The sequence below is a fragment of the Sphingomonas sp. PL-96 genome (assembly GCF_020707215.1).
Lineage (GTDB): Bacteria > Pseudomonadota > Alphaproteobacteria > Sphingomonadales > Sphingomonadaceae > Sphingomonas.
This window is the reverse complement of sequence record NZ_JAJFET010000001.1, coordinates 950,907-976,188: the sequence shown is the minus strand read 5'-3', so window position 1 is coordinate 976,188 and position 25,282 is coordinate 950,907. Positions and strand designations below refer to the sequence as shown.

The window sequence follows — 25,282 nt, the reverse complement described above, 5'->3', positions numbered from 1 at the left end:
CGTCTGACGGATGCCTTGCTGATTGCCACCATCCTGCACTGCGCAAGCGCACAGCAGCATCACAACACAGCGGTGTACGGACGGCGGATGGAACGCGATCACTGTCGCGCGCGCGCCTTGCCGATCGGGCGCGGCTGGACGCCCGTGGTCGTCATCACCACCGGCTTGATCGAACCGTCTGCGGCAAATTCCAGCCGGTCGATCGCGACCTGCCGGTGCTCGCCCTTGTCGTCGCCGAGCGGCCGGCGGTGATAGACGATGTACCTGTCGTCGGTACCCGGCACGTTCACCACCGAATGGTGCCCCGCCCCGCGCGCGACGCGGAAGTCCTGTGAGAGGATCTTGCCCATCGGCTTGAACGGCCCGGTCGCACTCGGCGCCGTTGCATAGGCGACGCTATAATCCGGTCCGGTCCAGCCACCTTCGGACCACATCAGATAATAGGTGCCGTTCCGCTTGATCATGAACGACCCCTCGACATAGCCGGGGGGCGTAATCTCCTTGTAGCTGGTACCGTCCGCAAAGGGCTGAACGGTCTTCAGGTCGGCACTGAGCTTCACCACGTTGCAGTGGCCCCAGCCGCCGTAGAACAGGTAGATCTGTCCGTCGTCGTCCCGGAAGGCGAAAGGATCGATCGGCTGCGCGCCATTGTGGAAGGCGCCGATCAACGGCTTGCCGAGCGCATCCTTGAACGGCCCCTCCGGCTTGTCGCTGACCGCCAGGCCGATGCCGCCCACCTCCGCGTCGCTCTGGATGTCGTTGGCACTGAAGAACATGTAATAGCGGCCGTTCGCGTCGATGACCGACGGCGCCCAGATCGCATAGGCCGCCCAGGCCGCGTTCGCGACATCGAAGACATGAGCATGCTTGGTCCAATGGACCAGGTCAGGCGAGGAAAAGGCGTTGAAGAACGTCTGCTGCACATAGGACGGGCGCACCGTCTTGCGCTTGCGCAGTTCCTGCTGGTGCGGGGTGAAGCTGGGCGAGACGTCGGGCTTGCCCCAGTCGTCCGAATAGGTGGGGTAGATCCAGTAGCGGTTCCCGAACACCCGCGCCTCCGGATCGGCATACCAGCCCGGCACGATCGGGTTCTCCGCCACTGCAGTGCCGCTTCCGATGAATGCGGCAGCCGCAAGCAACCATTTGACGCCAACGCGCTTCACCATGTCTTCCCTTATCGCTGACGTCCCAGCTCTGCTGCCGTCTCGCTGTTGCTTGTCGATCGCTTAGCACTTCGGCGGAAAATGGCTCATGCAGAGCCACCTTCCGCCAAAAACCAGTGATCAGAACTTGAAAGACAGCCCCATGTAGAACCGACGACCGGCGTAGACGTTCGAGATGAAACGGTCCTTGGTGTCATTGCCCAGATGCTGACGCTGCTCAGACTTGGTGAGGTTGATGACCGATGCCGTGATCTGCAGGTTTTCGAACAGATCGAAGGCCCCGTTCAGGTCGAACTGTTCGTACGGATCGTCATAGACGTTCAGGCCGGAAGACAAGCCGCGAACCACTTCACCACGACGGTTGTACGATCCGCGCACCAGCACCGGTCCGTGCTCGTAGTAGATCGATGCATTGAACTGTGTCTTGGCGCTGCCGACCAGCGGCGAGGTTCCGACCTTGGTTCCATTGAGGCTTACGTCGGCGACCGAGGTGTCGTTGTAGGTGAAGTTCACCTGCGCACCGAGACCAAAGTCGAGCGTGTGCTGCGCATAGACTTCAACGCCCTGCGACACTGCGCTCGAGCCGTTCGCCTGCGTCGAATATTGCTGGATCGTCACATCCTCGCCCGCAACCGTCTGCTGCACGTCGAGCACCAGCGGAACGATGAAGTCTCCAACGTCCTTGCGGAACAGGGTCGCACCGACCACCGATCCCGGATGGAAGTACCACTCGATGCCGAGGTCATACTGCCAAGCGTTGAAGGGCTTCAGGTCGAAGTTGCCGCCGCTGCCAAACCAGCCCGGAAGCGCACCAAACTGTGCCCGATCGTACACAAAAGCGTCGGAGTTAAAGGTCAGCGAGCGCGATCCAGCAAGGTCGCCATAGCCAGGCCGGGCAATTACCTTGGAAGCAGCGCCCCGGACGAGCAGATCCGGAGTTACATTCCACGCCACGTTCAGGCTCGGCAGGATGTCCGTGTACGACTTGGTCTCGTTGACCGGGCTGAACACCTTGACCTCGCGGTCGTCGAGCGGAAGCACGAGGCAGTTGCCATCTTCGCCCACCGGAGGCGGGGTGAACGGATCGCCATTGGTGTTCTGGCAATAGTCATTCTCATAGTAGAGCACGTCGGTAGAAACGCCGCTCTGTTTGGTATGAACGACCCGAACACCCAAGTTGCCGCGGACCGTATCCGTCTTGAAGTTAAGCTGGGCATATCCCGCCAGAATTCGTTCGTCGATGTTATACACGTTCTCCGGCTCCGCGACGCGGAACGGGCCGTTGTAGGTCTCGCTGAGATAGTTGATGTACTGCTTGATGTTGATTGCCGGGAAGGCGCTTGCCGAGAAACCGCCCGCGATGTTGCCCAGCGACTCCGGGTAGAAAAATTCCGGCAATGCAAGCGCGCCGCCCGGAGTGTCCTGGAAGCGCAGCTCGTTTTCGGCGTCCGAATACCATTCGAAGCGACCAGTCTCACGGTGCACATGTCCTTGGCGCCACTTCGCGCCGACCTGAATCGAGTCGATGAAGCTGTCAAAGTCACGCGTTACGTCGACTTGCGCGTACCGCTGCGAAATCGCGCTGTTCGTGAAGCCGGAGCCGGTCGATCCGAGGTCGATCTGGGCCACGCCGTTCAACATGTTCTGCAACACGTCGGGCGAGAACTGCATCGCGATCGACTGGTCTGTGAAGTTCCACGCGCTCAGGCTATTGCCGTTGACGCTGCCGTTGCGAGGCTTCGCCTGCGCATAGAACTGGAACGACGGTCCGCCGGTCGCGCGAGTCTTGCCGACCGCAAAGTTGACCTTCAGCCGGTCATGGTCCCACTCCCCCTGTACGTCAAAGGTGTTGGAGACACTCTTTTCGCGCGTGTAGGTGTCTTGAGGGGCGGGTGTCTCCATGGTGCAGGGCGAGGTGCCGACACGGCAACCGCTACCCTCTGCAGGCACTTGGAACGTCGCCCCCGTCAGGATCGTCCCGCTGGGGTCGAAGGTCGCGTCGGTAAAGAAGTTGCCATAGCCCCACTCCGGCACCTTGATCGTGCTCGAGGTATAGTTTCCGTTCAGCTGGAATCGGAAGTAGTTGGCCGTGATCGTGAGGTCGTCGAACGGACGCAGTTGCACCGTCGCCTGAATGCCAAGGCGCTTACGCTTCTGATCCGTAATGGTTTCGCTGACAGACTGCGGCGCCCAATAGCCACTGTAGTGCGTTCCGCCCTGCGTCGTGGTGCCTGCGTCTTCGCCGCTGTTCCAATAGGAGATTGCGTCGTCGTTGGCGAAGGTGTTGCCGTTGACGTCGGTCGCCGGGTTCGTCGTCTTGTCGTCGGTCCACCACTGCCAGCTGCTCGCATTGGCGCTCAACGAACGGTTGGTGCGCTGCTGGTAGGTCGCGCCCAGCAGGACGCCGATCCGCTCTTCTGGATCCTTCCACGAGATCAAGCCAGAAATCTGCGGCTCCACCTTTTCCGTCACGTCGGCATAGGTGCCTTCGACAGAGATATTGCCAGACCAGGGATCAAGGTCGAATGGTTCACGGGTGTGATTGATGATGACACCGCCAACACCACCCTCATCCAGGCGCGCTTCCGAAGATTTGAAGACTTCGACGCTTCCAATGAGGTTCGATGGAAGCAGCAGGTAGTTGAACGAGCGGGACGGATCTCCCGAGTCCGCGGACGCGATGAAGTTTCCATTCAACTCGGTCAGCGTGAGGTCGGAACTCAGGCCGCGGATGCTGACCCGGGACCCTTCACCGCCGCTACGTTCGATGATAACACCCGGAACACGCTGCAGCGAGTCTGCTACGTTCTTGTCAGGGAACTTGCCGACGTCCTCGGCAGTGATGACGTCAACGAAGGCGTTCGCCTCGCGCTTCTGATTGAGGCTTTCCTCGATCGAGCGGCGGTAGCCGGTAACAAGAATATCTCCGCCGGCAGCGTCCTGATCCGCGCCAACGCCGGGATCGACTGACTGGTTCTGAGGCGATGAGGCATCGCCGGAACCACTTTGCGGAACATCAGACGTGGGCCCAGAAGATTCCTGCCCGGCAGGCGCTCCAGCGTCTTGTGCATGAGCCACCCCGCTCATGCCGACGATCACGCTCGCCGTAACAAGCAGGTGGCGCACCAGCCCGGTGCGCGAAGCGGTGTTCGGTCGACAATGCTGACGAGCGTTCATGTCTATCCCCTCCTAGTTAAGAGAGCACAAGTGCCCTCCCCCTGACACGGTTCATCTCCTGCGGCGAACTAGGGGCTGCCGAAAACCAGTCCTGATTGCTCTCCAGCGCCCTCGATCCGCAACCGAGATATCATAATACAAAAAGTAAGTTGTCAATTGGATGCTGCGATAATTGGCGGGTGTGGCATTTTGGTACTCACCCCAACGCAACTTCAACCATGATTGGTAGCGATACCGAAGACCAGTTTAGCCCAGAGATTGACTGTTGCGTCCGGCTAGGCGCGGTTGTTGAAGGTTCGGCTGCGGCGATGCTCGCGCAGCTCTTCAGGGACTCTGCAGATCGCCTGCGACAATAAAATCAGGTTGCCGATCCTTGAGTATCCAGGCTGCCGACCCCTTGCTTCCGTGTCGGCGAAGCAACGTCCCGACGTCGGCGATCTGCGGCTCCAGCGCGCACGCAGATTTGTTGACGCGGCGGGCGGGAAACAGCACCATCCGTGCGGGGAAAGAGCGGGGCACCAGACGCCGCACCGACAGGGAGAGATAAGATGCGTGCGTTGCCCGTCGTCGTCGCCGCGCTGCTTGCCGGCGCCGCAAGTCCCATCTTCGGGCAATCCATCGCGAACACCGGGCCCTATAATGCCGCCTTCCTCCAGGGAGGGATCGGGATCGAACGCGATCTGCTCGGCGCCGATGCCTCGCTTGCGGCCGGTGCCGGCTGGTCGCTTTCCGCATGGGTTCGGCCGGACGCGACGCGGCAGGATGCGCCGCTCATCACCATCGGTGGTCCGGATGCTGCGCGCAGCCTGAAGCTGCGTCGCGGCACCCCGACCGCAATGGATGGCGGCCGCAGTGTTGCGTCGTCTTCCGCTTTGCGCGCCGGCGAATGGACTCACGTCGCCGCGGTATCCGATGGCCGGCAGCTGACGCTGTACATCAATGGCAAACGGGCAGGTTCGATCTCTGCTTCGTCCGCGGCGGTGGCACCGCGGCTCGCCATCGCCCCTGCGGCACAGGAAGGCCATTTCGGCGGCACCCTGGTCCACGCAAGCTTCACCCCAGCCGCCCTTTCGGCGGAGGCGATCGCCGCTGCGGTTCGCAACCGCCCGAACTTCGACCTCGTACAGATCTGGCGCGTCGGCGTGGGCTGGGAGTGGCAGAAGCAGGCGAACACGGGTCTGTGGCGGCAGCAGGATCCGTGGACGCTGCCTAAGGCGCGCGGCACGGCGACACGGCCGCCGGCGGCACGACCCGCAGAAGCCCTGCCGCCGCTGACGCGCAGCGCCGACGGTCGCTGGACGATCCACGGCTGGCAACTAGCCGCAGCACCCGAAGTCAAGGAGGATGGCGCCGCCCTGTCGCGGTCCACGCGGGCGAGCGGGACCTGGCGCGCGGCCACGGTGCCGGGCACCGTGCTGACCACGCTTGTCGACCGCGGCGTCTATCCGCATCCTTATTACGGGCTCAACAACCTCGGAATCCCCGAAAGCCTGTCGCGGCAGGATTATTGGTATCGCACCAGCTTCACCGTGCCTCCCGAAGCTGCGGGCAAGCGGCTGACGCTGGTGTTCGGCGGCATCAACTATGCGTCTGAGATCTGGGCGAACGGCCTGCGGCTGGGGACCACCAGGGGCGCCTTTATTCGCGGCCAGTTCGACTTCGTACCCGTCGCCGGCGAGAACCGGCTGGCGATCCGCGTCTCACCGCCGCCGCATCCCGGCATCCCGCACGAACAGTCGATCACGGCCGGCGTGGGCGAGAACGGCGGGCAGCTTGCCATCGACGGTCCCACCTTCATTGCGACCGAGGGATGGGACTGGATCCCCGGCATCCGCGATCGCAACACCGGCCTTTGGCGCCCGGTCGAACTGCTCGCCCACGGCGACGTGCGCATCCTCGACCCACAGGTCATCACTGATCTTCCCCTGCCGCGCACGGACACCGCCGATGTGTATGTCACCGTGCCCGTCGAGAATGACGGCACTGCCGCTCGCCAGGTGACGGTGCGCGCCGCCTTCGGCACCGTGCGGGTCGAGAAAACCGTGTCCGCGCCGCCGGGCGAGAGCCGGGTCGCGTTCACGCCTGCCGAGTTTCCCGCGCTGCGCGTCCGCAATCCGAAATTGTGGTGGCCCAACGGCTATGGTGAGGCGGCGCTCTATCAGCTGTCGCTGGAAGCACTCGCCGACGGGCAACTCTCCGATACCAGGACCCAGCGCTTCGGCATCCGCGAGGTGAGCTATGACCTGTCGCTGTTCGACCATGCCGGAGCGCTGCGCCGCGTCAACGTGCAGACCACGGACGGCAAGCTGGCGGGCACCAAGCTGATCGACGTCCGCCACGAGGGGATCAAGCAGAGCCCCCGCGGCTGGGCGGAGTCGCTCACCGCCGCCGGCGAGCGGTCGCCCGCGGTCACCCCCGTGCCGCAGCAGATGCCCGAGCCGCACCTGACGATCCGCGTCAACGGCGTGCCGATCGCCGCGCGCGGCGGCAACTGGGGCATGGACGATGCGATGAAACAGGTCAGCCGCGATCGGCTCGCACCCTATTTCCGCCTCCAGAAGGAGGCGCACATGAACGTCATCCGCAACTGGATGGGCAACAACAACGAGGATGAGTTCTTCGAGCTTGCCGACGAAAACGGTATGATGATCCTCAACGACTTCTGGCAGTCGACGCAGAATTTCCAGGTCGAGCCGCAGGACCCGCAGCTGTTCCTCACCAACGCGGTGGACACGGTGAAGCGCTATCGCAACCACCCGTCGATCGTGCTGTGGTTCGGCCGCAACGAGGGTGTCCCCTACCCCGCGCTGAACGAGGGGCTGGACGATGTGATCGCCGAGCACGACGGCACGCGCTGGTTCACCGGCAGCTCCAACGTGGTGAACCTGCAAGGCTCCGGCCCGTACAACTATCGGCCGCCGGTCGGCTATTTCACCGATCTTGCCACCGGCTTTTCGGTCGAGACGGGCACGCCGTCGCTCTCGACGCTGGAATCGGTACGCGCGTCGATGCCGGACAGTGAGCTGTGGCCGCTCAGCGACACGCTGGCCTACCACGACTGGCACTTCGCCGGGAACGGCGACACCAAGACCTTCATGCAGACGCTCGCCACGATGTTCGGTGAGGCGAGCAGCTTCGCCGATTTCGAGCGCAAGGCGCAGATGATGAACCTCGAAACGCACAAGGCGATGTACGAGGGGTTCCTGGGGCATCTGTGGACCAAGAACTCCGGCCGGCTGCTGTGGATGACGCATCCGGCGTGGCCTTCCAACGCATGGCAGATCTACAGCTGGGACTATGACACCCACGCTGCTTATTATGGGGCGAAGAAGGCCGCCGAGCCGCTGCACGTCCAGCTGAACCTGCCGGGCAACGAGCTGGTGGTGCTGAATACTACACAGGCGGCGGTGCCCGGGCTCACGGCGCGGACGCGGGTGGTGAGCCTCGACAATCGCGAGCTGTTCACGCGCACCGATCGTGTGGATGCCGCCGCCAACCAGGCGACGACGCTGGCCGCCGTGCCGCTCGACCGGATCTTTGGCGGGAACCCGATGGTGCTCGTGAGCTTGCAACTGCTCGACGGCAAGGACCGCGTGGTGGCGGAGAACTTCTACTGGCGCGGGCGCGACGCGGGTTCCTATCGGGCGCTCAACGACCTGGCGCCCGTCGTGCTGGAGGCCAGCGCCGCAGCACCGGTCACCGACGGGGACGACCGCATGATTGCGGTGACTCTGGCCAACACCAGCCAGGTGCCGGTGCTCAATGCCAAGCTGACGCTGGTGGACCAGCGCGGCGAGCGCATCCTGCCCGCGTATTACAGCGACAACTACGCCGTGTTGCTGCCCGGCGAGCGCAAGCGGATCGAGGTGCGCTATCCCGCAAGCACTGCTGCGACGCCGTCGCTCACCCTGCGAGGCTGGAATGTGCCGCAACAGGCAGTGCCCGTCGCCCGGTGATCCGTCGCCGCCCCTTGCCCGTCGGGGCTGCTGCGGCTCCTGGGCTACAGGCAGAGATTTCCGCCTTTGCGGGAGGCCGATTGCAGGCAGCCCCCGGGATCCGCACCCGGCCTAGCGCGCGCTTGAGCTCGGCTCGCCGACCATCCGTGCGAGATAGGCGGCATGGGGCTCCGCCTGTGCCACGGTCGCATCGATCGCAGCGCGCATGCGCGCCAGAGTGGCGGTCAGTTCGGCGGTCGTGAACTGGTCTGCAAGCGGCGACGGACGCTGGGGCAGATCGTCGAAGCCCGCGTAGAGGCTCAGCCAGCTTGGATCCTGAAAGGTCTCCCATTCGCGGCGCACGAACTCACCGTTCGCGCGCCAGGTGTCCAGCTTCAGTTGCAGCCCCTCGGTCGGCACCGTCGCGCGCATCTGATCCCAGAAGGGCTCGCCACGGCGTCCGTTCGCCTGGTAATGCAGCAGCAGGAAGTCGCGCAGCCGCTCGAACTCCAGCACCGACTGATAGTTGAAGATCGTCGCCAGCCGCGGGTCGAAGCCGCGGTCGGGGAAAAAGCGCACCAGCCGTTCCAGCCCCGTCTGGATCAACGAGATGCTGGTCGACTCCAGCGGCTCCAGAAAGCCCGACGCCAGGCCAAGCCCGACGACATTGTGGTCCCAGAAGCGTGCGCGATGACCGGTGGTGAACCGCAGCCGGTTCGGCTCGGCGAGGGGTTCGCCGTCCAGCCCTTCCAGCAGCATCGCCTCCGCCGACGCATCGTCGACGAAATCGGAGCAATAGACATAGCCGTTGCCGATGCGGTGGCGCAGCGGGATGCGCCATTGCCAACCGGCAGGCCGCGCGGTCGCGATGGTAAAGGGTTTGGGCGCGGCACCGCTGAGACGACACGGGACGGCGATCGCGCGATCGACCGGAAGCCAGCGGCGCCAGTCGACATAGGGCACTTCGAGCGCCTCGCCCAGCAACAGACTGCGAAAGCCCGAGCAGTCGATCCACAGCTCACCCTCGATGCGGCGACCATCGTCCAGCACCACCGCCGCAACATTGCCGGTCAGGGAGTCGCGCTCGACCCGCCCGATCCGCGCGTCGAAATGGGTCACGCCCGCCGCGATCGCGTGCCGGCGCAGCAGCGCTGCGAACCGGCTTGCGTCGAAATGCACAGCAAAGTCGAAGACGCCAAGATCGTTGGCAGGCCGCCGAGCGGGCTCCAGGCACCTTCCTTGTTCGGCCAGTTTGGCAGCCAGGCAATAGGCCGCCAGCGGCGTCGGATCTCCGGTCTGGCGCAGCTTCAGCCAGTAATGATGGAAGGCGACGCCGCGCGCCGGCACGCCATAGAGACCGAAGGGATGGAAGAAGCGATGCCCCGGCACCTTCCAGCCGTCGAAGCGGATGCCGTACTTGATCGTGCCCTCTGTCTCGCGCAGCACCTCTGCGTCCGTCAGGCCCACGGCAGCAAAGAAGTCGCGGATGGCAGGCACCGTCGCCTCGCCGACCCCGACCGTCCCGATCGCCGAACTCTCGACCACCGTGATCGCTGGGCGCAGATGTCCGAGCTGCCGGCTCAGATAGGCCGCAGCCATCCAGCCGGCCGTGCCGCCACCCACAATCACGATGCTGCGGATCGGGTGCATCCTGTCAGTTCCTCGCCCGCCTACAGCCGAAAAGAAGTCCGCCGCACCTGTCGAGCAAGTGCGGCGGTGACGACCTCTGCAAGGCCGATCAGAAGCGGGCGCGAACCCCGGCGATGAAGCGTCGCTCGTAGATGTTCTCGAACAGCACCTGGTCGCTGTAGGTCAGATAGTAGCGTTCCGTCTCCGCGGTCAGGTTCGACGCCTGGCCATAGAGGGTGATGTTCGGCAGCACGTCGTAGGAAATCGACGCGTCCAGATAGTTGGTCGGCCGCTGGTACTGGGCGAGCCCGGCGATGCCGCCATAGTCCGACGAAACGAGCCGCTTGGAGCGATAGTTGTACGCCACGCGCGCCTGGAAGCCGTACTTCTCGTACCAGAGCGCCGCGTTCACCTGATGCTTGGAATTGTCCTGGAACGGCTGATCGTTGCCGGCCAGGTCCACGCGCCCCGTGTCGCCCAGGGACAGCGTGTAGTTGGCGTCCACGCCGAAGCCGCTCAGGAAGCCGTCCACGCCATAATCGGCGAGCGCCTGGCGCGCCGACACTTCCACGCCCTTCAGCGTACCGCCTTCACCCTGCTGCGTGGTGCTGACCGGCACCGGGCGCCGGATCACGCCATCGTTGTCGGGAATGTCGTTGCGGATGACGGTCGCATTTTCGATGAAGCTCGCGACATTGATGTAGAAGGCACCGATCGCGACCAGGCTGGACTGGCCCGTGTAATATTCGAGGCTCGCCTCGGCATTGTCGGCGCGCCACGGGTCCAGCTGCGGGTTGCCGCGCGCGTTGGCGCCGCGAGCCTCGAAGAGGCCGGTCGCAGTGTTGATCGCATAGTTGACGTTGAGGCCGCCGCCCCACTGCAGGAAGTCGAGCAGCGTCATCGTCTTGGCAAAGGCGGCGCGGAACCGCAATCCCTGGCTCAGGTCAACCGCCACGTTGAACGCCGGCAGGAAGTCGGTGAAGTCGCGGGTGGTGAAGAAATCGCCCGCATCCACGCCCGAGACGCCATAGGGCTGGGGCACGCCGACGATGTTCTGCCGCACGGTGAAGCGGGTGTTGACGACACGGACGCCGCCGTTCGCCTTGAACGGCAGGCCGAACACTTCGCCCTCGCCCGCCACTTCGGCATAGCCGGAGATCTGGCGCAGCTTGATGCCGAACGAGTCCGCCGGGTTCACGTTGTTGACGCTGCCCGGATAGAAGCTGTTCTGGAACGCCTCGGAGTCGTCCATCGCCTTGGGATCGAGCACCCACAGCGTCGGCGCGCCGGCGGCGGGCAGGTTATACTGCTTCATCAGCCCGTCGAATACGGGATCATTGCCCTGCCGGGTCAGACCCGCCGTATAGGCAACACCTGCGGCATCGCGGACAGGGCAATATTGATCGCCCAGGTTGACGTCGAACGCCTTCCACTTGACGTAGCAGCCGGCAGCCGGGTTCGCGGGATTGTCGGTGTTGCCGGCATAGAAGGGCGAAATACGCTCAAAGGTGAACTGGTCGACGCTGCGCTCGCCGTAGCGCGCACCGAACTTCAGGCGGAAATCGTCCGAGGCCTTCCACTCGGCATCGCCGCGCAGCGCCCACAGGTCGCCGTCCTGGTAGATGTTGTTTTCCGACGAGATGGTCTTGAGGCCATAGCGCGACACGTCGCCGACCTGGTCGAGGAACGCCTGCGAGAAGCTGAACACCGGCTTGCCGCTGCTATAGTCGACGGTCGCCGGCTGGCTGTAAGCACGATAGCCGGTGGGGTTGAAGCGAATGTCGCCGCCGGGATAGTTGCCGACGCCGTCATAGGCCCATTGATAGCCATCGGTCAGGTTGAACTGCGCGTAGGACTGGTCGAGCTTGCGGCTGGCCTTGCCATAGATGCCGCGGACGGTGGCGCTGAACTGCTCGCTCGGCTTCCAGTCGAGCTGCACATTGTAGTTCTGCGACTCCGAACGGATGCGGAACGTCTCCGCATAGCTGTCGAAGTTCGGCAGGTCATAGGCATAGGTCTGGACGGTGTTCAGATTGTAGCCGTCGACGACGGCGCCTGTGTCGCGCGAATTTGTCGGCAGGAAGGGCGAGGACTGCCAATCCACCATCTGGAACTGGAAGCCTGCAGTGCGATCATACTGCGTCTGCTTCGTGTAGAAGCCGTCGGCCGTCAGGCGCAGCGCGTCCGAGAATTCGAACTGCAACGACGCATTCGCGCCGAAGCGCTCGCGGCTGGTGATGCGGTTCCAGGCGGTATGCGACTGCGGCGTGATGAACGCGTCGTTCGCGTCTCCGTCGCCGTTGACGTCGAAGCCGATGATTTCGCCCGCGCCGTTGCGGACCGCAGTGCCGCGGCTGGCCAGCAGCGGGGAGCAGCGTGTGCCGCCCACTGCCGGCGGTGCACTGTTGGCGATCGGCACGACGCACGACGTAGCCGGGTCGCTGTCCGTATTCGGGCTGGTGTTGTAGAGGATCGCACCCGTGGCGTCCCGCTGGTAATTGCCGACCGCGAAGTCGCCGGGATTGGTTGCACTGCCGCCTTCGTTGCGCAGCGTGACCCCATAGTCCTGGATGCCGCGGAAGCTGTTGGACAGCGTCAGGTCGCTATAGGCTGCCGAAACCAGAACGCCGAAGCGCCCGGAGTTGTAGGAGATCAGTCCGTTTGCCGACGGGCTCCACTTCTCAGTCTTGTCGCCATATTGCGCTTCTGCCGCGCCCGCGACCGTCAGTCCGCTCTTCAGGTCGAACGGCCGACGGGTGAGCAGATCGACCGTGCCCGAAAGACCCGCCTGCTGGAGAGAGGCGGTCGGCGACTTGAACACCGTCGCGCCCGAAAACAGCTGCGAAGGAATGTCGGTAAAGTTCGGCTGCACCGTGGTGACCGAATTGGCCCCCAGGAACTGCTCGCCGTTCAGCAGCGTCGTCACCTGCGGCAGGCCGCGGATGTTGATGGCGCCACCCTCGCCCGCCTCGCGCCGGATCTGGACGCCCGGAATCCGCTGCAGCGAGTCCGAAATGGTGACGTCCGGCAGCTTGCCGATGTCCTGTGCGCTGATCGCGTCGACGACGCTGTCCGCCTCACGCTTCACCTCGATCGCGCGGGCCTGGGCGGCGCGGATACCGGTGACGACGATGTCGCCGCCCTCATTATCCGTCTGGGTAGGCGCCGCGACCGAGTCCTGCGCGCGCTCGCTCGCCTCGGGATCGCTGGCGGCGGATGCATCCTGCGCATGGACTGCGCCGATATGCCCGAAGCTTAGTGCAAGTGCAGACGATGCCGTAAGCGCCAAACGGCGCACGCGTACGCTTCGTGCGAGCATATACCCTCCCCACGCGACCGGTTGTCTTCCCCAGTTCGCTAGCAACCGGATCATTCTGCAGTTCATCAGGGGTGTCAAGCGCCCAGAGTACTTACCGGGGACTTTGCCTGGTCTTGAACATGGCGGAGGCAACTACCCGGCGGGTCCGATCCGGATGTATTCGGCAGGACCTCGATCAATCCCGGTATGCAGGCCGCCGTGGCCCGATCGTGCAAACGCCTCAAACCTTGATGAACCAGCCTCGTTGGCGCAGCCACATCATCGCCCAGCCGATCAGGGCCATGTACAAGAGGACAGGCAGCAGCGACGCCCATTGCCCCGGCAGCACGCCTGCCGCCCAGAGATAGGGACGCTGCAACAGGTCCCACCCAATCATGCTCGACGTCAGCATGTGGAGAACATAGGCGGCTACCGCGTTCGAACCGAACCCCAGGACAATGGTGGCCGGCCAGCCTCCCGGCAGACGATCGCGTCCGTCTGCCAGTCCGTGCAGGGCCGCAAGCGCCAGAGTTGTGAGCCCGGACGTCACCAGCACAAAGGTGGAGGACCAGATGTCCTTCACGACCGGAAACGCCAGGCCCCAGACGAGGCCGGCCAGCAGCATCGCCGCACCGGCAGCCGCCAGGGCTTTGCCCGAACCACGCTCTGGTCGCGCTTGCAGATAGATCCCGATCAAGACCCCGATCAGCCCGTGCGCAATCGCGGGGATCGTTCCCAGCAGCCCTTCCGGATCATAGCCCTCCGGCCCCCGCACATAGTTATGCCCGCCGGCTCCCAGCAGCACGCGGTCGACCGACACGACGAAATTATGCCCGCGAACCCAAAGGTCGTTCGGAAGCCCATCCAGCGCCGGCAGCAGCGTCAGCGGCCAATACAGGATCAGCGTCGCCACAATGACGGTCGCAAGCGTCCGGGGCTTGCACCACCAGTACAGCAGCGCACAGGCACCATAGACGAGCCCGATGCGCTGAAGCACGCCGAAGAGCCGCCACGACCCACTTGCGAAATCGGCGAACCAATAGATGTTGGAGAGCAGGAAGCCGAGGACGATCAGGCGCAGCGCCCGTGCGCAGATCCGCCGCTCAACTGCTGCGCGGGTGCCAACCTGCCCTTGCTCGCGCGCGAGCGAAAAGGGGATCGAGACCCCGACCATCATCAGGAACGCGGGAAACACCATGTCCGCAAGCGTCAGTCCGTCCCACCTGACGTGCAGCAGCAGCGGGAACACCGGCGCCTTGGCGGAATAGAACATGCCCGCTGCCGAATTGACGAGGATCATGCCCATCACGGCAAGTCCGCGCAACAGGTCCAGAGAGACCAGTCTAGGACTTCGGGCGACCGGCCGGTGCGCCGATAGCTGCCCGTTGCTTCCCACCTTCTCCGGCGCTGCTGTCATCGTCTTGCCGCCTCCCCGCGGAAGAAGGAAACAGAAAACATCTGCGACGTCCATAGTGTCACGCGGCGTCGCTGATGACGGGTGGCTGCCTGCGCCCGGCCCTGCGGCGGCACGCCCCATCGTTGACCCGCACCGGCGTCGGTGGCACTTCCAGCGGCTTGACGGGAGAGCTGCACATGCGACGATTGGCCTTGGCACTGATGTTGGGTGTTGCCGCGCCGGCTGTCGCACAGGAACAGGCATCGCTCGACCGACTGGCAGACGCGCTCGGCTATCGCTTCACCATCGTCGACAACCAGCCGAAGAACTGCCCTGGCAGCGGCGGCTGCTTCCTCTCGGATGTGACGCTCACCATCCCGGCCGATCTGCCCGCCGGCATGGAACGACCGGAGATCCGGTTCGGCTTTGTCAGCCGCATCCTGTCGATCGACAGCGATACCTTTGACAGCCGCCTCATCAACGGCGACCTCAACGCGCTCACCCTGAAGCCGGGCAAGCGGCTGGAGCCGGGCCGCAGCTATCGCGTCCGGATCCTGGGCTCGGGCCATTACTTCGCCCGCGTCTATGCGATGCCGAACGCGCACCTTGTGGTGCCCGGCCTGGAACCACGGGTCATCGCGGCGAGCCGGACGGGTGTGGATGCGGAGACCGGGCTGGAGACGCTGCCGTTCGTTCCGCCGATGCGCGACCCAGCGCTCGCCAACAACAGCAGCGCGGACCAGACGCGGTGGTTGACGCCCGAACGCGCGTTCGAGCGCTATGCCGCCCGCGGCCAAGCGGTCACCCCCGACGTGGTGATCCTGCCCAAGCCCGCTTCGGTTCGCCGCCTCGACGGGGCTGCCACGGATCTCACTCGTGGCATGCGCGTCACGGTCAGCGGCTTCTCGCGGGCCGACCTGGCCCCGGCACTGGCCGCTGTCAGCGGTGAAGTTGCCCGCGGCGGGGTTCCGGTTCGGATCACGAGGGCGCGGAACCTGCAGTCTGAGGGCTATCGCCTGCACGTCGCAGACGGCTCCATTCGCATCGAGGCAGCCGACGCAGCCGGCGCGAACCACGCCTTGCGCTCGCTCGCACAACAGGCGCGATATGAAGCGGGGCATGTGCGCCCGCTGCTGGTGGAGGACGCACCTCGCCTCGCCTTTCGCGGCCTTCACGTCGACGTGGCGCGCAACTTCCACTCCAAGGCCGAGATCCTGAAGCTGCTCGAGCAGATGGCCAGCTACAAGCTCAACAAGCTGCACCTTCACCTGGGCGACGACGAGGGTTGGCGCCTGGAAGTGAAGCAGCTGCCCGAACTGACCGAGATCGGCGGCTTCCGCTGTTTCGACCCGTCGGAGCGCAGCTGCCTGCAGCCACAGCTGGGCGCAGACCCGTCCCGCGACGCTCCGACCAACGGCTTCTTCAGCCAGGCCGACTATCTCGACATCCTTGCCGCCGCCAAGGCCCGACAGATCGAGGTGATCCCGTCCTTCGACATGCCGGGCCATTCGCGCGCGGCGATCCGGTCGATGGAGGTGCGCTACGAACGCCTGCGGGCGGCCGGGCAGCTGGCCGAAGCGGAGCGGTTCCGCCTGCGCGAGCCCGCCGACACCACCCGCTATCGCAGCATCCAGAATTACGACGACAACACGCTGAACGTCTGTCGCGAGGAGACCTATCGCTTCCTCGACGTGGTGATGGACGAGGTTGCAGCCCTGCACCGCCGCGCCGGTACGCCGCTCACCACCTATCACATCGGCGCGGACGAGACCGCGGGTGCCTGGTCCGAGTCCCCGTCCTGCCAGGCGATGATGGCCAGGACCGGCCTGAAACCGCAGCAGCTCGGCGCACACTTCATAGAGCGGGTGGCGAACGATCTGGCCGCCAAGCATATCCTGGTCGCCGGCTGGAGCGACGGGCTGGGCCATACGGCCGTGGCACGCATGCCGCGCCAGGTTCAGTCGAACATCTGGGGCGGACTGTTCACCGGGGGCGTGGCGGAAGCGCATGACCAGCTGAACCGCAGCTGGCGCGTGGTGCTGTCGATCCCCGACATGGGCTATCTCGACATGCCCTATGCGCCCGACCCCGAAGAACGCGGCTATGACTGGGCGGCACGCGAAGTCGAACTCTTCCAGATGTTTGCCTTCATGCCGGACAATCTGCCGGCCAACGGCTCGCTGCGCACCAACATCCTCAACCAGCCGGTTCCGTTGAAGGACGAGAAGCCGCGCCAACCAGACCGAAACGTCATGGGCATGCAGGCGCAGCTGTGGAGCGAGACGGTGCGCAGCGACGCGCAGGTCGACTATATGCTCTTCCCGCGCCTGCTGGGCCTCGCCGAACGCTCCTGGGCGGCGAAGCCCGGGTGGGAACCGGCCTATGTTGCAGGGACGAGCTTTGCGTTTGGCGATGGCAAGGTGAACCTCGCCGCTGTCCAGGCCGACTGGCGCGAGTTCGTCGGCCGTGCCGGTGCGGCGCTCCGCCAGCTGGACAGAAGCGGCGTCGCCTATCGCCTGGCGCCTCCAGGCGCGCGGATCGCGGCCGGGCGGCTGGAGGCGAACAGCGAATTGCCGGGTGTGCCGATCGAATATCGCTCGGGCAGCGGTTCGTGGCAGCCCTATGCCGGACCGGTGGCGGTGCGCGGTTCCGTCTCCATCCGCACCCGCTCGCCGGACGGACGCCGCCCCGGCCGCGCGGTGACGGTGGAGAACCGCTAACTGCCCGGTGCCTGGATCTCCGCCGCTTGCCGCCCTCCCGGACAGCAAGCGGCGGTCAGGCCTCGTCCAGAGCATGATGGTCGAGAGGATGTCCGTTCGTCCTGAGGTGCCATTGAGCGCAGTGGAAATGGCGTATCGCAGGACCGGCTCCGGGTGCTTCGATGCGGGGCGTCGACAAGCTCAGCCCCTACTCGGCACGAACGGCTCCTTGATGCTCCCGCTCTAACGGATGGTCCGTGCCGGACCCGCGTCGATCACAAGGTCCAGCCCGCGCGATACTCCCGATCGAGGAAGCGATTGGCTTCGGGTACGTTGGTGACGCGTCCGCTCGCCCCGTCATACTCGATCGGCTGGTCTGCCCGCATCGCGACCATGCCAAGCAGCATGGTCTCGTTGAGCGGCACCGCGACCGAGAAGGGCGAGGAGATCGCCTCTTCGCCGCGGATCGCGCGGATCCAGTTCATCTCGTGCCCGTCGCGTCCGCCCAGGATCCGCGGCAGCGACACCGGCACTGCTGCGGCGTGCGCCTCCACGCCTTCGCCGATCAGGACCGGCTGCTGCCCATAGGTGTCGTGCATCAGCATGCCGCGGTCGCCGACATAGAGCACACCGCCATCGGGGTTCATCCGCGCGGTGGCCGGCATCTCCCGGGGCGTCGGCGGCATCAATCCGCCGTCGTACCAGGTCATCGTCAGCGGTCCGCCCTTGGCATGGCCGAATTCATAGGTGGTGACGTTCGCGAGCGGGTAGCTGCCGAGTTCCGCCGGCGACTTGCCGTCCCAGATATTGTCGTCGCCACCCCAGCGGCTGTGCCGAGTCTCGATCCGCGTCGGCAGGCCGGGCTCGAGCGCCCAGACCGGGAAGTCGACGAGGTGCGCGCCCATGTCGCCCAGCGAGCCGATCCCGAACGGCACCCAGCCACGCCAGTTGAAATGCGCGTAATCCGGGTTGTAGCCCCAGTTGACGGTCGCCGGCCCGAGCCACAGGTCCCAGTCCAGCGTCGCCGGCTTTGCGACCGCTGCCGGGCGCGGCTCCCCCTGCGGCCACAGCGGCCGGTTCGTCCAGGCATGTACTTCACGCACCCGGCCGATCACGCCGCCGCGGATCAGCTCCACCACCCGGCGACCATCGTCCCCGGAATGGCCCTGGTTGCCCATCTGAGTCACCAGCTTGGGATTGCGGCGCGCAACGTCGAGCAGGGTCCGACCTTCCCGCACCGTATAGGTCAGCGGCTTCTGCACATAGACGTGGATCCCGCGCTCCATCGCGGTCTTGGCGGCGACGGCGTGGTGGTGGTCCGGCGTGGCGATCACGACCGCGTCGATGTCCTTACGGGCATCGAACATGCGCCGATAGTCCGCGAACTTCTCGGCCCGATCGTAGGCGGCCTTCAGAGGCTGCATCTCCGGCTTCGCCACGCCCTTGTCGTCGACGAAGGCCTGGGCAACATGGGCGAAGTCGACGTCGGCCAGGGCAACGATGTTCTGGCTGGTGAGCTTGGCCATGTTCTGCGCGCCCATGCCGCCGGCGCCGATGACTGCCACGTTCACGCGGTCGCTAGGCGCAATCCGCCGAGCCGCCGCCTGCTGTGGCAGGGCCAGCAGCCCGGCGCTGGCCGCCGCACCACCCAGCCAACCGCGCCGGGTCAGCCCGCCATTCCCGTCCTTCATCGCTCTCCCCTTTTTATCTCTCAGGATGTTCAGCCGTGTACGGGGAGCAGCAGGGCTCAGCGACGGGCCGAAGCTCCATCAGCTCCACGCGTGTTCCATCCGGATCGTAGAAGTTCGCCTGCCATTTGCCGTCGCGTCCCAGCTGCGGGCCGTCATGGCGCGGGGGCATTCGCCCTTCGGCCGTGAGGCGTGCGACGGTCGCCTTCATGTCGACGACGCCCAACGACAGGTGGTTGAGGACGCCCAGAAGGCGCGCATCCATCCGCCCGGCATCCACCGTGGAGCCCGGTCCCACCATCATATATTCCAGCCAGTTCGAGCCGTCCGGAACCTGCTGCGACACCCAGTCGGTCGCCCCTTCCTGCATCGCGCCATGCCAGTAGGGGCGAAAGCCGAGGAGGTCGCGGTAGAAGGCGTCCTGCCTTGTGCGGTTGTGCACCACCTGGCCGACATGGAGCAGGCGACTGCTTACAGGTGCGGGCTCCACCGGCGTGGTACGGACCGGCGGCTGGACGAAGCGGACCTCGATCCCTTCCGGGTCGTGCATGCTGAACGCCCGCTCGCCATCATCGGCAGTGGACAAGCGGGTGACCTGCTTTGCCCCATGTCGAAGCAGAAAGCGGCGCAGCGCCGCCGCGTCCGTGGTCGTGTAGGCCACATGGGCGAGACGCCCCGGGCCGTGTCCGGGCGGCAGCGGGAGGAGTTCCACAAACTGCGTCCCGCTGAAGAAATAGCGCACGCCCGCTGGATCTTCAGGATCCGCCGCTTTCCGGGCGCCAAGCACCCGCCTGTAGAAATCATCCGATGCCGTGAGGTCCGACGCATAGACGGCAAGGTGCGAAACGCCCGTAATCGGCGGCCGTATGTCCCGCTCCGCGGCCGGGATCGTCGCTGATCCGCCCGCAAACAAGACCAGCAGCGTCAACGCCGCCCGGATCATCGCCGCCCCTCCCTGTTGTTCTTCGGCACAACCTGACACGCGCAGTCGCATGCCGCAAGCGACGCGTAGCGAAGGCAGGTTTCGAGCGTATCGTCGAGAAGGTCCGCAGTCTGGACTGGCTACCCGATGTCGGCAGATCGGGTCAGAGAGCAGCGGATCGAGCGATCCGGGCTCGCGCGCGCAGTCCCGGTCGCATCGGAGCCCCGCCCCGGCTTCCCTGCGCGTTTCGGCGATATCGAGCAGATCCTTGATCGATCGCGCTAGCCGATTTGGCCGCGTCACCACGCAGTTGCTCGATCATCTTGGTCAGCTCAGGCCGATCGCGCTTTGCCCCTGACCCCCTCTCGTCAAAAGTCCGGCGGCACCAGACAGCGACAATCTTTGGCTCTCCCACCCCAGTTGGAAAAGCTTTGCGAACGATACGCAATAGCTTAAAGGGCTTGGTCATAGAGCTTGGGGGTTCACTAATGAACAAGGTTTGGTGCACGGCATCTACGATCGTGATCGCCATCGGAACGACCGCGGCACAGGCGCAAGATCAGACAGTCGCTTCCGAGCAAGAGATCGTCGTCACGGCGCAGCAGCAGCGGCCGCAGGTGACGAGCGAGGGCTCGCTCGGAGCGCTCGGAGATCGTCCAGCGCTCGAGACGCCGTTCAACGTCCGCAACTACACTGCGCAGCTGATCCTTGATCAGCAAGCCGAGACGCTGGGCGAGGTGCTGGAGAACGATCCGTCGGTGCGCATCACGCAAGGGTTCGGCAATCAGTCGGAGCTGTTCGTGATCCGCGGCTTTCCTCTGGCCGGTGACGACGTCGCTCTCGATGGTCTCTACGGGATTACCCCGCGCCAGCTGGTCTCGCCTGAACTCTACGAGCGGGTTCAGGTGCTGAATGGTTCCAGCGCCTTTCTCTTCGGCGCGGCACCCGGCGGATCAGGGCTGGGCGGCGGCATCGACCTGATCCCCAAACGCGCCGAGAAGACGCTGCTGCGCGCCACCGCCAGCTACGCTGGCGACAGCCTTTGGGGCGGCGCGATCGACCTGGGCACGCGCTTCGGCGCGGACGACGCTTTTGGCTTCCGGGTCAACGGCGTCTACCGTGACGGGGATACAGCGGTGGACGACGAACGCCGCAGCGTTCGCGTCGTCGGTGCCGATCTGGACTTTCGCTCCGGGCCGGGTCGCTTCTTCCTGGATTTCGGCTACGAGGATCAGCGCGTCTACTCACCCCGACCGCAGGTGCGGCTCGCCAACACCAGCCTGGCAATACCGCGCGTGCCCGGCGCCGACGCCAACTATGCGCAGCCATGGGCGTTCACCAAGCTGCGCGACGTCTATGTCCTCGCCCGCGCCGAGGTCGATGTAGCACCCGACTGGACGGTCTATCTCGCGGGCGGCCTGCGCGACGGCCGTGAGGACGGCGACTACGCCACGCCGACGGTCACCAACTCGGCCACCGGCGCCGCCACCCAGGCGCGGTTGTTTGTCCCGCGCGAGGACAATAACGAGAGCGGTCAGCTCGGATTGCGCGGCAAGTTCGCGCTCGCCGGCACGACCCATGCGGTTAGTCTTGGTGGCACGCTGGTACTGGCCGAGAACCGCAACGCTTTCGCTTCGGGCGGCTATCGCACCGCGACCGGCGGCTTTACGACGACGACCCCTACCAACATCTACGCGCCCGTTGCTGCGTCGCAGCCGGCGAACCTGCCGGGCACCGGCACCGGCGGCAATCTCGCTGACCCGCCGCGCGTCTCCTATACTGAGTTTGGTAGCCTCTTCGCCTCCGACACGATCGGCCTGTTCGACGACCGGGTGCTGGTCACGGGCGGCGTCCGCCAGCAGAATCTGATTGTGGAGGGTTTCAACCGCGCCACCTTCGCGCGGGCGACCCGCTACGACCGGTCGGCGACCACCCCCGTGATCGGCATCGTGGTGCGACCGACTTCGACTTTCTCGCTCTACGGCAACCGGATCGAGGGCCTCGTCCAAGGTCCCACCGCGCCAACCAACGACACTATCCTCAACCCGGGCGAGATCTTCGCGCCCTATCGAACGACACAGTACGAGGTCGGCGCCAAATGGGAGATCCGTCGTCTTACCGCGACGCTGGCATTCTACCGGACGACGCAGCCAAACGGCTACAGCATCGCCACGCCCACCGCGACACGCCCCACCGCCACGACCTTCGTGGTCGACGGTCGCCAGCGCAACCAGGGCATTGAGCTGGGTTTTAACGGCGAGCCGACCGACTGGCTGCGTGTGATCGGTGGCGGCACGATCACGGACGCCAAACTCCGCCGCACCGCGGGCGGATTGACGGACGGCAACGACGCGATCGGCGTGCCCGACTATCAGGTGAACCTGGGGCTGGAGGTGGTGCCCCCCTTCCTTCGCGCCGCGACGCTGACCGGGCGGGTCGTCCGGACGGGGCGCCAGTATCTCGATGCGACCAACCTCCAACGGCTGGACGATTGGACGCGCTTTGACCTCGGCTTGCGCTACATCCTGGTCGCGGACGAGCACCCGCTCACGCTGCGCGTCAGCGCGGAGAACATCGACAACCGCCGCTATTGGACGTCAGCGTTCGGCGGCTATCTGCTCCAGGGGCAGCCGCGCACCGTCAAGGCATCGGTCACGGTCGAGTATTGATGCGCGCGGCGACGGTCCGGGCATGGTGCTGGGTTCACAAATGGGCCAGCCTCGTCTGCACGCTGTTCCTATTGATGCTGTGCCTGACCGGCGTGCCGCTGATCTTCCATGACGAGATCGATGCAGCCTTCGATGATCGGTCGCCGCTTGCGGCGCTGCCGGAGGATGCGCCGACGCTGCCGCTTGACGCGTTCGTACGCACCGCAATGGCCATGTACCCCGGCGAGCGGCCGTTGTTTATGAGCTTCGACAACGACCGCCCGGTCACTAACGTCACCACGGGGAAAGTGGCGCAGCCCGGACGCGGCGACCTCCACATCACGGCAATCGACCGTCGCACGGCCAAGCCCGTCGGCGCGCTCGACGAAGATGCCGGTATCATGGCGGTGATCCTGCGCCTCCATGTCGACATGTTCGCCGGGTTGCCGGGCAACCTCTTCCTCGACTTCATGGGGCTGCTGTTCTGTGCATCGATCGTGTCGGGGATCGTCGTCTACGCGCCTTTCATGCGCAAGCTGGCCTTTGGTGAGGCCGCACACGCCGTAGCCGCCGCGTCCGCTGGCTCGACCTCCACAATCTGCTTGGCATTGGCCCTGCCCGGTAAGCGCCAGCGACGCGTATAGCACCGTGGTTACCCTGGCGTTGCGAGCCAGAAGCCCCGGTGCCTCAAGCCGCCGGACGACTGGCACGCAGTCGTCATGGGCGCCATGGGCCCGACACCGATCTTGAAGAGCTCGAATAGGCTGAAGGCCACCTGAAATCCTTTCGCGCCGGCCGCGGGATCAGCCGGCGCCGTTCATTGCCGGCGGCAAGCTCGCGCGGATCCAGGGCGAGGCCTGCTCATAGGCGTGACCGACCTGCAGAACCGCGAGATCGGCGTGGCGCTTGCCGATGATCTGGAGCCCGATGGGGAGCCGGTGCGCGCCGCCGAAGCCTGCGGGAACCGCCAAGGTTGGCAGCCCGGCCATGGTGGCAGGCAGGGTCACTTCCATCCAGCGATGGTAGCTGTCCATCGGCTTGCCCGCGATCTCGGTCGGCCAGCGCTGCTTGACGTCGAACGGGAAGACCTGTGCGCTGGGCAGGACGAGGAAATCGAACTGCGCGAACGCGGCCTCGAATGCCTGGTAGATGCGGGTTCGCCCCGCCGAGGCTTCCGCCAGCTGCGGCCCTGTCAGCTTCATGCCGCCCTCGACTTCCCAGATCGCCTCGGGCTTCATCATCGCGCGCTTGGCCGGATCGTCGTAGAAGGCCTGGAGATCGGCGCCGACCGACCAGTGCCGCAGGATCTTCGCGGTGCGCCACATATCTGCTGCCGGCTCGGTAAGCGTTGCGGCCTCTACTCGCATGCCGATCGCTTCGAACGCCTTGAGCGCCTTGGTGCAGGTATCAAGGACGCCGGCTTCCATCGGCAGCACGCCGTTCAGGTCGCCGAGCCACCCGATCCGCCCGCCCTTCCAGTCGCGGTCGAGCGGCCGCGCGAACATGGCGGGATCGTCGCCCAGCGAGAAGGGCGAACGCGCGTCGCCGCCGGCCTGGACCGACAGCAGCATGGCAAGATCCGCCACGGTGCGGCCGAGCGGCCCGGAGGTGGCGAAATTCTGCCAGAACAGATCGCTGTTGGGGACCGAGGGTACCCGGGCGAACGATGGGCGCAGGCCGAAGACGTTGTTCCACCCCGGCGGGTTGCGCAGCGAGCCGCCGAAATCGCTGCCGTCGGCCAGCGGCACCATCCGCAGCGCCAGCGCGACTGCGCCGCCGCCGGTACTGCCGCCGGCGGCGCGGCCGTGCGCATAGGCATTGTGGGTCGTGCCGAAGAGCGGATTGAAGCTGTGCGACCCCAGCGCGAACTCGGGCACGTTGGACTTGCCGACGAACACGGCGCCGGCCTGGCGCATGCGGGCAACGACAAGGCTGTCCGCGGTGGGGATGTTGTCGCGCAGGATCGGCGATCCTTGCGTGCTGCGGATGCCCTTGACCGGCGCGGTATCCTTCACGGCGTGGGGGAAACCGTGCAGGGGGCCGTGGAAGCGCCCGGCAGCGGCGTCCTCGTCCATCGCCGCCGCCCGGCGCAGCAACTGATCGCCATCAACTCGGGACACGATCGCGTTGAACCGCGGATTGAGCCGGTCGATCTGCGCAAGATGGGCGCGCATCACATCGCGGCTGGAAAGGTCGCGGCGCCGGATCGCGGCGGAAAGGTCGGTCGCGTTCATCGTCACGATCTCGCTCGTTCCGGAGCGGTCGGCAGCATGCGCGGCGCCCGCGGCCAGCACGGCGGGGGCTGCCGCCAGAACCGTCCTGCGGTCCATCGTCATGCGCTCGAAGATCGTGTCGCCCATTTTCTTTTCCCCGGTGCTGGATGTGTGCGTTCTTGGCCCCGCCCGCTGGACCGTAAAGGTCCAGTGTCGTCGTGAGGCGCGGGACCAAGCCCGCGCTTCGGTCAGGCAGCACGCTGAAGCATGCCAAACAGGTCGCGCGGATCGTCCGGATCCGCAAGAAGGTCGAGGTGCTGGAAGAGGGATCGTGGAGATACGCACGCTGCACACGACCAACGGCGATTGGGATCTCGTGGCGGATATACGGGCGGCCAGCTTGTCCGAGTTCGATCACGCGCTGCGGCAGGTGCGCATGATCGAAGCCGTGCTGAACAGCGAGACCAGCCTGCTGCTGAGCACCGTCTGATCGCCTGCCTGGCCGCGTTCTTTG

13 protein-coding genes are annotated in these 25,282 nt (G+C 65.4%); 5 read left to right on the top strand and 8 right to left on the bottom strand.

Annotated features, from left to right (window positions below; translation table 11 throughout):
- Positions 1-98: 98 nt before the first annotated feature.
- A complete protein-coding gene (locus tag LK533_RS04495) occupies positions 99-1,166 on the bottom strand; it encodes a glycoside hydrolase family 43 protein (RefSeq protein WP_229361557.1) in 1,068 nt (355 codons plus the stop codon).
- A 117-nt stretch (positions 1,167-1,283) separates the two neighbouring features.
- Positions 1,284-4,340 (bottom strand): TonB-dependent receptor, encoded by a 3,057-nt coding sequence (locus tag LK533_RS04490; protein WP_229361556.1) that lies wholly within the window; start codon positions 4,338-4,340, stop codon positions 1,284-1,286.
- Positions 4,341-4,888: 548 nt separating this feature from the next.
- Here LK533_RS04490 and LK533_RS04485 point away from each other — a divergent pair.
- Complete coding sequence (locus LK533_RS04485; RefSeq protein WP_229361555.1) at positions 4,889-8,296, top strand: glycosyl hydrolase 2 galactose-binding domain-containing protein; 3,408 nt, start codon at positions 4,889-4,891, stop codon at positions 8,294-8,296.
- A gap of 111 nt (positions 8,297-8,407) precedes the next feature.
- Here the strand turns inward: LK533_RS04485 and LK533_RS04480 are convergent, their stop codons facing one another.
- From LK533_RS04480 to LK533_RS04470, 3 genes are all read right to left on the bottom strand, one after another.
- On the bottom strand, positions 8,408-9,925 hold the full coding sequence (locus tag LK533_RS04480) for a tryptophan halogenase family protein (protein ID WP_229361554.1): 1,518 nt from the start codon (positions 9,923-9,925) through the stop codon (positions 8,408-8,410).
- An 88-nt stretch (positions 9,926-10,013) separates the two neighbouring features.
- Positions 10,014-13,223 (bottom strand): TonB-dependent receptor, encoded by a 3,210-nt coding sequence (locus LK533_RS04475; RefSeq protein ID WP_229361553.1) that lies wholly within the window; start codon positions 13,221-13,223, stop codon positions 10,014-10,016.
- 220 nt (positions 13,224-13,443) lie between these two features.
- Positions 13,444-14,619 carry an acyltransferase family protein gene (locus LK533_RS04470; protein WP_267495105.1) on the bottom strand — a complete coding sequence of 392 codons (1,176 nt, stop codon included), beginning with the start codon at positions 14,617-14,619 and terminating at the stop codon, positions 13,444-13,446.
- Between the two features lie 176 nt (positions 14,620-14,795).
- On the opposite strand from LK533_RS04470, the gene LK533_RS04465 reads away from it, so the two are divergent.
- Positions 14,796-17,318, top strand: coding sequence for a family 20 glycosylhydrolase (locus LK533_RS04465; protein WP_229361551.1), 2,523 nt, complete (start codon positions 14,796-14,798; stop codon positions 17,316-17,318).
- Positions 17,319-17,572: 254 nt separating this feature from the next.
- Here LK533_RS04465 and LK533_RS04460 read toward each other — a convergent pair whose 3' ends face one another.
- A complete protein-coding gene (locus LK533_RS04460) occupies positions 17,573-18,988 on the bottom strand; it encodes a Gfo/Idh/MocA family protein (RefSeq protein ID WP_229361550.1) in 1,416 nt (471 codons plus the stop codon).
- A 13-nt stretch (positions 18,989-19,001) separates the two neighbouring features.
- A complete protein-coding gene (locus tag LK533_RS04455) occupies positions 19,002-19,928 on the bottom strand; it encodes a VOC family protein (RefSeq protein WP_229361549.1) in 927 nt (308 codons plus the stop codon).
- A 467-nt stretch (positions 19,929-20,395) separates the two neighbouring features.
- Between LK533_RS04455 and LK533_RS04450 the strand changes: the two genes are divergently transcribed.
- A complete protein-coding gene (locus tag LK533_RS04450; RefSeq protein WP_229361548.1) occupies positions 20,396-22,576 on the top strand; it encodes a TonB-dependent receptor in 2,181 nt (726 codons plus the stop codon).
- Positions 22,576-23,199 (top strand): PepSY-associated TM helix domain-containing protein, encoded by a 624-nt coding sequence (locus LK533_RS04445; protein ID WP_229361547.1) that lies wholly within the window; start codon positions 22,576-22,578, stop codon positions 23,197-23,199. The genes LK533_RS04450 and LK533_RS04445 overlap by 1 nt, the downstream gene beginning before the upstream one ends.
- A 159-nt stretch (positions 23,200-23,358) precedes the next feature.
- On the opposite strand, the gene LK533_RS04440 is transcribed toward LK533_RS04445, so the two are convergent.
- Positions 23,359-24,915, bottom strand: a complete 1,557-nt coding sequence (locus LK533_RS04440; protein WP_229361546.1) for an amidase — start codon at positions 24,913-24,915, stop codon at positions 23,359-23,361.
- Positions 24,916-25,099: 184 nt separating this feature from the next.
- Here LK533_RS04440 and LK533_RS17915 point away from each other — a divergent pair, with 184 nt between their 5' ends.
- Entirely contained in the window at positions 25,100-25,258 is a 159-nt protein-coding gene (locus tag LK533_RS17915; RefSeq protein WP_229361545.1) for an Lrp/AsnC ligand binding domain-containing protein, read from the top strand.
- Positions 25,259-25,282 lie beyond the last annotated feature (24 nt).

What these genes read in the sequence shown, in the direction of transcription:
- LK533_RS04495 (WP_229361557.1), bottom strand. Translation starts at nt 1,166, where the DNA reads ATGGTGAAGCGCGTTGGCGTCAAATGGTTGCTTGCGGCTGCCGCATTC.
- LK533_RS04490 (WP_229361556.1), bottom strand. Translation starts at nt 4,340, where the DNA reads ATGAACGCTCGTCAGCATTGTCGACCGAACACCGCTTCGCGCACCGGG.
- LK533_RS04485 (WP_229361555.1), top strand. Translation starts at nt 4,889, where the DNA reads ATGCGTGCGTTGCCCGTCGTCGTCGCCGCGCTGCTTGCCGGCGCCGCA.
- LK533_RS04480 (WP_229361554.1), bottom strand. Translation starts at nt 9,925, where the DNA reads ATGCACCCGATCCGCAGCATCGTGATTGTGGGTGGCGGCACGGCCGGC.
- LK533_RS04475 (WP_229361553.1), bottom strand. Translation starts at nt 13,223, where the DNA reads ATGCTCGCACGAAGCGTACGCGTGCGCCGTTTGGCGCTTACGGCATCG.
- LK533_RS04470 (WP_267495105.1), bottom strand. Translation starts at nt 14,619, where the DNA reads ATGACAGCAGCGCCGGAGAAGGTGGGAAGCAACGGGCAGCTATCGGCG.
- LK533_RS04465 (WP_229361551.1), top strand. Translation starts at nt 14,796, where the DNA reads ATGCGACGATTGGCCTTGGCACTGATGTTGGGTGTTGCCGCGCCGGCT.
- LK533_RS04460 (WP_229361550.1), bottom strand. Translation starts at nt 18,988, where the DNA reads ATGAAGGACGGGAATGGCGGGCTGACCCGGCGCGGTTGGCTGGGTGGT.
- LK533_RS04455 (WP_229361549.1), bottom strand. Translation starts at nt 19,928, where the DNA reads ATGATCCGGGCGGCGTTGACGCTGCTGGTCTTGTTTGCGGGCGGATCA.
- LK533_RS04450 (WP_229361548.1), top strand. Translation starts at nt 20,396, where the DNA reads ATGAACAAGGTTTGGTGCACGGCATCTACGATCGTGATCGCCATCGGA.
- LK533_RS04445 (WP_229361547.1), top strand. Translation starts at nt 22,576, where the DNA reads ATGCGCGCGGCGACGGTCCGGGCATGGTGCTGGGTTCACAAATGGGCC.
- LK533_RS04440 (WP_229361546.1), bottom strand. Translation starts at nt 24,915, where the DNA reads ATGGGCGACACGATCTTCGAGCGCATGACGATGGACCGCAGGACGGTT.